General features: G+C 38.3%; 9 protein-coding genes and 1 pseudogene. 6 read left to right on the top strand and 4 right to left on the bottom strand.

What is annotated here, in order from left to right:
• Positions 1-231 precede the first annotated feature (231 nt).
• Both JOC86_RS22285 and JOC86_RS22280 read right to left on the bottom strand, forming a co-directional pair.
• Positions 232-954 (bottom strand): LytR/AlgR family response regulator transcription factor, encoded by a 723-nt coding sequence (locus JOC86_RS22285; RefSeq protein ID WP_205175333.1) that lies wholly within the window; start codon positions 952-954, stop codon positions 232-234.
• A gap of 10 nt (positions 955-964) precedes the next feature.
• The gene (locus JOC86_RS22280; protein WP_205175331.1) at positions 965-2686 is read right to left on the bottom strand and encodes a sensor histidine kinase; all 1722 of its coding nucleotides are present in this window, start codon (positions 2684-2686) and stop codon (positions 965-967) included.
• Between the two features lie 240 nt (positions 2687-2926).
• Here JOC86_RS22280 and JOC86_RS22275 point away from each other — a divergent pair, with 240 nt between their 5' ends.
• The 5 genes from JOC86_RS22275 to JOC86_RS22255 all read left to right on the top strand — a co-directional run bounded on the left by JOC86_RS22275 (position 2927) and on the right by JOC86_RS22255 (position 6922).
• On the top strand, positions 2927-3115 hold the full coding sequence (locus JOC86_RS22275) for a hypothetical protein (RefSeq protein WP_205175329.1): 189 nt from the start codon (positions 2927-2929) through the stop codon (positions 3113-3115).
• Positions 3116-3481: 366 nt separating this feature from the next.
• Positions 3482-4195, top strand: a complete 714-nt coding sequence (locus JOC86_RS22270; protein ID WP_205175327.1) for a response regulator transcription factor — start codon at positions 3482-3484, stop codon at positions 4193-4195.
• A complete protein-coding gene (locus JOC86_RS22265; protein ID WP_205175325.1) occupies positions 4185-5210 on the top strand; it encodes a sensor histidine kinase in 1026 nt (341 codons plus the stop codon). Before JOC86_RS22270 ends, JOC86_RS22265 begins: the two co-directional genes overlap by 11 nt.
• A gap of 52 nt (positions 5211-5262) precedes the next feature.
• Positions 5263-6204 carry an ABC transporter ATP-binding protein gene (locus JOC86_RS22260; RefSeq protein ID WP_205175323.1) on the top strand — a complete coding sequence of 314 codons (942 nt, stop codon included), beginning with the start codon at positions 5263-5265 and terminating at the stop codon, positions 6202-6204.
• A complete protein-coding gene (locus tag JOC86_RS22255) occupies positions 6197-6922 on the top strand; it encodes an ABC transporter permease (RefSeq protein WP_205175321.1) in 726 nt (241 codons plus the stop codon). Before JOC86_RS22260 ends, JOC86_RS22255 begins: the two co-directional genes overlap by 8 nt.
• 264 nt (positions 6923-7186) lie before the next feature.
• Here JOC86_RS22255 and JOC86_RS22250 read toward each other — a convergent pair whose 3' ends face one another.
• Complete coding sequence (locus JOC86_RS22250; protein ID WP_205175319.1) at positions 7187-8065, bottom strand: Vgb family protein; 879 nt, start codon at positions 8063-8065, stop codon at positions 7187-7189.
• Positions 8066-8131: 66 nt separating this feature from the next.
• Complete coding sequence (locus JOC86_RS22245) at positions 8132-8497, bottom strand: DUF4259 domain-containing protein (RefSeq protein WP_205175317.1); 366 nt, start codon at positions 8495-8497, stop codon at positions 8132-8134.
• Between the two features lie 228 nt (positions 8498-8725).
• Between JOC86_RS22245 and JOC86_RS22240 the strand changes: the two are divergent.
• Positions 8726-9175, top strand: a pseudogene (locus JOC86_RS22240) (LysE/ArgO family amino acid transporter); the annotation flags it as partial.
• Between the last annotated feature and the right edge of the window lie 28 nt (positions 9176-9203).

Here is a 9203-nt window from a genome sequence, read left to right as displayed (position 1 = left end):
CATAGAGAATATCCCTCCCTAATTCCTGAATTTGTTTGGTTCTAGTGTACTGTTTCACCACAAAAGTGTCCAAAAGAATTAGGGGGTCGTAGAGTATTTGTCCTTTATTGGCAATATTTTGTCCATAATCCACTACTTATTGACCGTTCGACAATTATCGTCAAAATTCGCTATCCAGTATGGACAAACCAGTACATCATGTTCAATTTTAAAAAATTAATACAAATAAAATTACAACTCCAACCTCTCTCGCAGCTCCTTCACATAATTCCGGCTAACTGGAATCGCTTGCTTTACATTTTCTAGCTTTACTTGGTACACCCCATTCCCCCACGGGATTAGCTGCTCGACGGTGTTTAAGTTAATTAGGAAGCTTTTGTGAACTCTATAAAAGGGATAGCCGACAAGCTTTTCTTCCAATTCCTTTATTGGATACTTACACGTGTATGAAGATTTTGCTGTCGTGATATTGGTTTCCCTTTCCTCCCTTGAAACATAGAGAATATCCAGTGGATTTAAATAAATGATTCTATCTTCATCCTGGACGGCCAGTCTCGCAAGCCTTGATTGCTGTTTCTGAGCAACGACTTCGGATCGAAAACGCTCTCGCAGTCTTTTCACCGTCTCCTCGATTTGTGTTTCATCAAATGGTTTTAGCAAATAGTCTACGGCTTCTATTCTGAATGCTTTTGGAGCATAGTCTGGATAGGCTGTTGCAAAAACGATATAGGGGGTTTTCTTTAAATTTTGCAGCACTTCCGCAAGTTCCATACCGTTCATGCCCGCCATTTCAATATCGAGAAAAACAACATCAGGCGTCTCTTTCATGATCAGTTCTAACCCTTTTTCACCAGAATTGGCCTCACCGATCACCACTATATCTCCATAAGCTTTTAATAAGTGCTGCAGTTCATCACGGCTATATGGTTCATCATCAATTATAATTGTCCTCATTTTGATCCCCCTAAATTTCACATGGTACTGTAAATGTGACGATCGTTCCCTTTCCCTTTTCCGATTGGATGAGAATAGCGGACTCTTCCCCCATCATTTTTTTTAAGCGCTCGTTAATGTTGTAAAGACCTATCCCTGTTCCGGTTATCGACTGAACAGGCCGGTTAGCCAGCTGATTTACAACTTCTTGTTCCATTCCTTCCCCGTTATCTTCAATGGATACCCGGACATAAGAGCTTTCCTCTTTGATGCTGATTGTGAGAAAGCCGTCCTCTTCTTTCGTCTTAAGTCCATGCTTAATGGCATTTTCTATTAGAGGCTGAAGTGTAATCGAAGGTACTTGAGCCGATAATGCTTCATGGTCGATTTCATATTGTACGGTTAATCTGTCATGAAATCTCGCTTCCTCAATGGTGAGATAGGCTTCAACATGTGACAGCTCTTCTCTTAAGGAAGAGTAGGCTTTTGTCGTTCCCGTTAAGTTCTGCCGAATGAAATTTGACAAAGAAATGAGGAGCTTTCTTGCCTTATCCGGGTTAATTCGAATTAATGAGACAATGGTATTCATGGCGTTAAACAGAAAATGAGGGCTTATTTGTGCCTGTAATGCTCTAATTTCCGCTTGTTTCACTAATGATTTCTGATGATCGATTTCAGCAAGCTCAAGCTGGTGGCTGAGGATATCTGATAGCCCTTTTACCAGTTCAAGTAATATCGACGAAATCTCTTTTTCCGTTTGGAAATAAAATTTTAACGTACCGACGGTTTTTTCACCTTGTTTTAATGGAGCGATAATAGCTGCACCTAATGGACATTCCGCTTGATCACATTGTATACTCTCTTTTCCAACCACAAGGAGTGCACCTGTTTCGATGACTCGCTTCGTTGCTTCTGTTTGGATCAATGAATGGGCAAAATGATGGTCAGATGCCATCCCAACATGGGCAAGGATATGGGTCCTATCTGTAATCGAAACTCCTTTAACCCGAACCTCCCTCATTAAAATTTCACAGGTTGATTGTGCGGATTCTGAGGATAAGCCTTTTCTCATATACTTCACGGTGCGATCAGCAATTCTTAGTGCCTTCTGAGACTGTGCCGCCCCCATACGTTCTTCTTCTTGAATAACGGTTCGAATGATGAGAATAAAAATTCCTGTCCCAAGTCCATTTGCGAGGATCATTGGGAGGCCGATTTCCATTACAAGTGCATGGGCTTGATCATAAGACTTTGCTACCAGCAGGATTACTAGCATTTGAACGGTTTCTGCTAACATTCCTACGGCAAACCCTGTTGAAGTGGATACGAGTTTAGATTTTTTGTTGTATCGAGAAATCCACCCTGCAATCACCCCTGCTAATATGGTGGATATCCCACAAGATACTGCCGTAAATCCACCTAACAGAAAACGGTGTGTACCAGCAATGATACCAGCCCCAATGCCGATTCTCATCCCTCCAAGCAGACCTGCTGCCACAATTCCAATCACCCTTGAATTGGCTAACGCTTCGTCTTCATTGAGATACCACTGCCATTTCGTTAATGTCGCCTCAATGGGGTTCACAATTAAACCCGTATAAGTTCCGATGATGCCAAAGCATCCGAATAGAATCATCAATGAGATCGAATGAGAGGTTTTCACTTTCATTTCTTGATCAATCAACCGACGAAAAAAAGGAATTCTTGTTAAAACAAATGCTACTGTCACAATAATTCCTAATCGTTCTATCATAGCTGCTACAAGCAAGGTCCTCACCTACTCTATTACTTCTTTTTTTCTTATAGTAAAGGAAACCAAACCCGTTTTAAAGTCATTGTCCATAATAAATACTATCAACTATTATGACTTCGTTCTATTGACATTATGATAGAAGCACATTTTTTTAAAGGAAAGAGTATCGTCTATACCGCTTGTCCTCTACTTTCATAAAATACAATGTAAGACAATAACAAAGCAAAGGAGTGTTAATAGATGGGATGCTTCCGGAGAGATGATGATGTTTTAGGTATTAGAGATAGGAGAGACAATGACTTCAAAATCGATGCAAAATTCGACAAAGATGATTTCTGCCGTGCTGTACGTCGTTGTATTATTGACGACTTAGTTGCTGGTGCACGTGAGGATGACAGAGACAGACGTCGTCGCAAAAAATGCTGGTAATACCTTTGAACAAAAAATCCCGAGAGACGTAAAGTCTCTCGGGATTTTTTTGGGTAGTATGATCCTTATATATATCCCGTACTCTCAAAATCATCATTTGTGCGTCTTAAATTTACTGTTTTAGAAAAGATTTATCTGCTCTATGAACTTATATAGCGATTATTTGCCCAGAAATTATTTTATCCGGTTATCTTCATCATTCGTCGAAAATCCAACATAATTTGACCGAAACCAACATATATTGACCTCTCGACAATTAGTGACACATATTGTCAAACTGCACATACTCATTTTTATAATCAGGCAGATTATGTATTTTTTTGATAGAGTAAATAAAGTAAACATTATGAAAAAGCAGGTGAAATCATGGGAGATATTCGTGTTTTGATAGCCGATGATGATCAAGAAATCAGAGATTTATTGAAAAAATATTTAGAAAGAGAAATGTACGAGATCGATGTAGCTGTCAACGGAGAAGAAGCTCTTCAACTGTTTGAGCAAAATAAATATAACCTAATCATTCTTGATTTAATGATGCCTAGGATTGATGGAATAGAGGTTTGTAGACGGCTTAGGGATAAAACCAATGTACCCATCTTGATGCTCACGGCAAAGGATCATGAGACCGATAAAATAGTAGGCCTAAGTATAGGAGCTGATGATTATATTACGAAACCTTTTAGCATCAATGAAGTTGTCGCTAGAGTAAAGGCTCTTTTGAGGAGATTTATGGTTCTTGGCAGCGATGGCATTTCACTTGATTCGTCCTCACTAAAATTTAAAGGCTTGACCCTTGACCTCAAAAAATGCACGGTCATCATCAGAGGAGAAGAAAGATCGTTAACGGCTAAAGAACTAGAATTACTAAAGTTCTTTGTCACCCATCCTGAACAGGTGTTCACTAAGACTCAAGTTTTTCGAAATGTTTGGGGAAGCGCCTACATAGAAGATGACAACACCGTTATGGTCCATATTCGAAAGCTTAGAAAAAAAATCGAGGCTGATCCTTCTAATCCTCAATTTATTCAAACGGTATGGGGAATCGGCTATAAGTTTGTTGGTGAAAAAGATGAGAACTGACAAAATTATGATTCTTACCTCTCTTCAATTAATCATAAGCTGTGGGATTTTTTTTACTAATCTTCCTTACAATTTAAGCTTACTGAAAGGAACTCTTTTTATTATTCTAATATTAATCACCTTGATTCTTTTATTAAAAAGATTCAAGTTTGTTACAAGCTTAAAGCTTATGACTGTAGAGTTAAAACGAACGATTGGTGGGAATTTGAACACTAGATTATTGACCAATAATGATTCCGTCATGAATGAAGTGATTTTTTCGGTGAATGAATTAATAGAACAGCTAGAAGGGATTCAAGCTCAATCCATCCAATCCCAGGCAGCTCGAAAACGCCTTCTTTCTAATATTTCTCACGATATCCGGACTCCTCTTACTTCTATTATTGGATATGTCGATGCCTTAAAAGATGATATTGCGACTTCAGAAGCAGAAAAACAGGAATATATTGAGATTATTTCGAGAAAATCAAATGGTTTAAAGCAGCTCATTGATGAAATTTTTAAAATGGCTAAGCTTGATGCAGATGAAATGCCATTGAAGGAAGAAATGCTAGATTTTGCAGAAATAACAAGAGAAGCAGTGATTGAGTTTTTGCCAGTACTCAATCAAGCAGAGATGGAAATGAAGATTAGGATTCCAGAAGAAAAATGCTGTATCATCGCAGATCGGTTAAGCATCTTAAGGATCATCGGCAACCTGATTAAGAATGCCGTTCATTATGGAAAAGAAGGGAGAATCTTAGGGATAGAGCTTATCGAAAGCAATCGCGAATACCAGCTTCTCATTTGGGATCAAGGGCATGGAATTGAAAGGGATGAGCTCAAGAATGTGTTTGAGAGAATGTATCGAAGCGACCAATCAAGAAATCCTTTATATGGTGGGAGTGGATTAGGTCTTGCGATTGCAAAAGCTCTAGTTGAAAAGAATGGTGGGAGAATATGGGTAGAAAGTGTACCATGGAAAAAAACAACCTTTGGCTTTTCAATCCCTAAAATCGATTTAAGAAATAATTAAGAAATAGTTAAAAAGCAGTTAAACCCCCCTGCTTATACTGTAACTATAGCTAATGAAAGCAGGTGTATCGGTTTTGAATGAAATTATCAAAACGACCAATCTAACAAAAATTTATGGTGAACAGAAATCAGTTGATCATCTCAATATGACAGTGAAGCAAGGAGAAATTTACGGGTTCCTTGGTAGGAATGGCGCCGGTAAAACAACGACAATTAGAATGTTATTAGGATTAATTAAACCCACTTATGGCCAAATTGAAATATTTGGGGAAGATCTAGTTAAATGTCATAAGCAGATTTTAAGAAGAATTGGATCGATAGTAGAAGTTCCAGGGTTCTATGAAAACCTTACAACAAGAGAAAATTTACTCATTAATGCAAGAATCACAGGGGTTCACAAGAAGAATGCCATTGAAGAAGCGTTAGAAATTGTCGGTCTACAAAACGAAACGAAGAAGCTAGTCGGAAAATATTCTTTAGGCATGAAGCAGAGGTTAGGAATTGCAAGAGCCCTTCTTCATCACCCAGAGCTGTTAATCTTAGATGAGCCGACAAATGGCTTAGATCCGATTGGCATTAAGGAAATGCGAAAGCTTATTAAATCTTTAGCAGAAGAAAGAAAGATTACGCTCCTCATCTCCAGCCATATTCTATCAGAAATAGAACAGCTGGTAGATTCGATGGGAATCATCCATGAAGGAAAGCTCCTAGAAGAAATTTCCTTCGATAAGCTTAGAAACATTAATCGAAAATACCTTGAGTTCCAAGTATCAAACGACAATAAAGCTACAATGCTTTTAGAGAATCATTTTGATATTTTTGACTATGAAGTTCATGATGAAGGTTTTATTCGAGTCTATTCACATCTTGGTCAACAGGGAACGATTAATAAAGTGTTTGTACAAAATGATATCGAAGTATCCAAGATTTCGATAAGCGAGGATAGATTAGAAGATTACTTTACAAAATTAGTCGGGGGTGGCACGATTGGTTAATCTACTTTTCACAGAAATCCTGAAGCTAAAGCGTTCAACCATGTTCTTAATAAGTATCATCGGATCAGCCGTTGCACCTTTTATGGTGGTTGTAGCTACCTATATCCAGAATCCTACTCCTCCTGTTCAATTCGAGGAGCTTTTCTACCAAACGAATTTATATACTTTATTAGTCATAGGGGTTCCCTTATATGGTGTCGTTACTGCTTATCTCTTTAACCGCGAATACCTTGAGGATACTTTGAAGAATCTACTAACCATTCCTGTATCTCGAGTAAGCTTTATTATGAGTAAATTACTTCTCCTATTCATTTGGATTATGGTCCTGACTTTCGTTGCTTGGAGCTTGACCCTAATATTAGGTTTATTAACACAGGTTGATGGTTTAAGTTCCGCATTGATCGTAGAATCTATTAAACAATTTACGATTGGTGGAGCCTTTATCTTTATGTTATCAACACCTGTTATCCTTATAGCACTTGTAATGAAAAATTATGTTCCCCCAATTGTATTTACGATTGTTGTGACAATGTTAAATGTCATGGGTGGAACTTCAGAGCATAGAGGATTATTCCCTTGGTCGGCAGCGGGAGATATCGCTAATGGTACGCTTCTCCCAACCTATCCACCAGAATATTCTTATATCGGTATTGCTGCTACTTCTATTATTGGGTTTGTTGCCGTGATTGTTTATTTTAGGAGAGTGGATGTTCATTGAAATCGAGATGTATGCATTCCTCCCAACGCCGAATTTTGTTGATTTTTGTCTAGTTATCGATTAACATCTTAAAGTTGAGAATAATGTGCTAATTGTTGAAAATAAAGATTGCCAATTTTATTAAAAAGCTGATTACTACTTCCCTTCCTAAGTAGGATGAACCCAAAACAAGCTACCTTTTAAAGGTTCGTCCAAAACTCTATACTTGTTTGCTAAAAAAGAAGGCCAGAACCACAAATTATTAGCAATGTGGTTCTAGCACTTTTATTTTAAACGTCCAATTTGATTACATTCCTCAGCAAACCAAATCGCTCCATCTGGTCCTAGAACGATCCCATGCGGTTCAGCTTTCTCGGTAGGGATGGGATACTCTGAAATCTCCCCATCTACCGTAATCCTTCCAATCTTGTTGCTGCCCCATTCCGTAAACCACAAGTATCCATTATTTCCAGCAGTTATAGCATGTGGACGAGCACTTTCAGTGGGAATGCTATATTCACATATTTCACCAGAGGTTGTTATTCTGCCAATGTGATTTCCGATGATTTGTACAAACCACAAAGCACCGTCTGGACCAGCTGTTATTCCAACGGGACCAGAATTCATTGTAGGAATAGAAAACTCTGTGATTTTACCTGCTGTGGAGATTCTACCAATTTGATTACTTTGATTTTCCGTAAACCAAAGAGCACCATCTGAACCAGTAACGATGAAAGACGGGAAGGAACCAGCTTTAGGTAGTGTGTATTCCTGAATCTCGCCTGATGTTGAAATTCTTCCGATTTTATTCCCTGTAATTTGCGTAAACCAAAGTCCACCGTCAGGACCCTCTGTTATCCCGTACGGCCCTGACTCTGTATTCGGTAAAGAATACTCTGTAATTTCCCCATCTAGTGTGATACGTCCGATCTTATTGGCCTTATTTTCTGTAAACCATAAATCACCATCCATGCTGGATACAATGACAGAAAGTCCTGCATCTTCTGTCGGGACAACAAATTCGGTTATTTCACCATAGGTGGTGATTCTTCCAATTCTGTTTCCGCTGTTTTCCGTAAACCAAATAGCATTGTCTTGCCCCACAGTCATTCCATATGGGCCTGAGTCAGGGTTTGGAAGAAGATATTCTTGGACTTTCTCCATTTTGCAAAACCTCCTAAGTAATCTATTCACACTAAAATTAACTCATATTTCCTTGAAAAACGTTTATTATAAATATTTGAAATTGACTAGTTTTTGCTTTAGTTCCTTTAAGACTTTATTTCTCTCTTCATAGTCTTGGGCATCTGCTTCCTCCCAAAGCTCAAGATCTGCACCACGATCAATTAATTGTATAGACATCTTTCGAATCGATTCCTGTAGACAATTTTTCTCCAATTGTATGGCGGCTAATCCAACATATACTAAAGACATTACCTCAAAATCGTCTTCAATCGTAAATTCCTCTGAATATTCTTCGATGATCATTTGAGATGCTTCTTCAGCAGAATAACCTTCTTCCAAGTAATCAATAAAGTCATCTCTTACATCACAGGCTGTATCATCGTCAAAAATTCCCGCTCCCCATGCTCCCATTTCTACACTCCCTTCCCTTTCTTTTATCCATAATAGGAATTCTCTCCTTCATTCTGAAATCCTGCTAAGGAATATGGTGGAATGCAAAAATCGATTTGACAATATGATCTTTTGTGAAGAAAATTCCTGGAGGTGTATTACAGCTATCTGTGGCTAAGGCTTTAAAGAAGACGATGTCAAACATTTCTTATAAAATTAATCTATTGTTGATTTTAGGAGGGAGTAAATATGTTAGAAGCCATTCTCCATGGTTTTATACTAGCATTTGGCCTGATCCCGCCATTAAGTGTCCAAAATGTTTTTGTGTTTAATCAAGGTGCTCTCCAGCCCAATTTTATCAGGGCATTACCAGTGATCATTACGGCTTCTAAATGTGACACCCTACTCATTTCCTTAGCCGTGTTAGGGGTTTTTAGTGGCCGTTCTTGGCTCATACTGGAAAAAGCTTGCCTATTTGTAGCGGGAATTTTGTTTTTAATCTATATGGGTGTTATGACGTGGCGGAGTCAACCTAGTGGTAAAGAAAAGAAAGAAACCGTTACGTTCACTCCTCAAAAACAAATCGCCTTTGCCATGTCAGTATCGTTACTAAACCCACATGGTATTCTAGATACAGTTGGAGTGATTGGAACCAGCTCAATAAAATATGTCGGCCCCGAAAAAATCGCATTCAAAATCACCTAATTAATTGAATAATCTGGAAACT

It is taken from the genome of Rossellomorea pakistanensis (genome assembly GCF_016908495.1).
Lineage (GTDB): Bacteria > Bacillota > Bacilli > Bacillales > Bacillaceae_B > Rossellomorea > Rossellomorea pakistanensis.
Note: the sequence above shows the minus strand (reverse complement) of the source record. Positions and strands in the feature narration are given on the sequence as shown.

What these genes read in the sequence shown, in the direction of transcription:
- JOC86_RS22285 (WP_205175333.1), bottom strand. Translation starts at nt 954, where the DNA reads ATGAGGACAATTATAATTGATGATGAACCATATAGCCGTGATGAACTG.
- JOC86_RS22280 (WP_205175331.1), bottom strand. Translation starts at nt 2,686, where the DNA reads ATGATAGAACGATTAGGAATTATTGTGACAGTAGCATTTGTTTTAACA.
- JOC86_RS22275 (WP_205175329.1), top strand. Translation starts at nt 2,927, where the DNA reads ATGGGATGCTTCCGGAGAGATGATGATGTTTTAGGTATTAGAGATAGG.
- JOC86_RS22270 (WP_205175327.1), top strand. Translation starts at nt 3,482, where the DNA reads ATGGGAGATATTCGTGTTTTGATAGCCGATGATGATCAAGAAATCAGA.
- JOC86_RS22265 (WP_205175325.1), top strand. Translation starts at nt 4,185, where the DNA reads ATGAGAACTGACAAAATTATGATTCTTACCTCTCTTCAATTAATCATA.
- JOC86_RS22260 (WP_205175323.1), top strand. Translation starts at nt 5,263, where the DNA reads ATGAAAGCAGGTGTATCGGTTTTGAATGAAATTATCAAAACGACCAAT.
- JOC86_RS22250 (WP_205175319.1), bottom strand. Translation starts at nt 8,065, where the DNA reads ATGGAGAAAGTCCAAGAATATCTTCTTCCAAACCCTGACTCAGGCCCA.
- JOC86_RS22245 (WP_205175317.1), bottom strand. Translation starts at nt 8,497, where the DNA reads ATGGGAGCATGGGGAGCGGGAATTTTTGACGATGATACAGCCTGTGAT.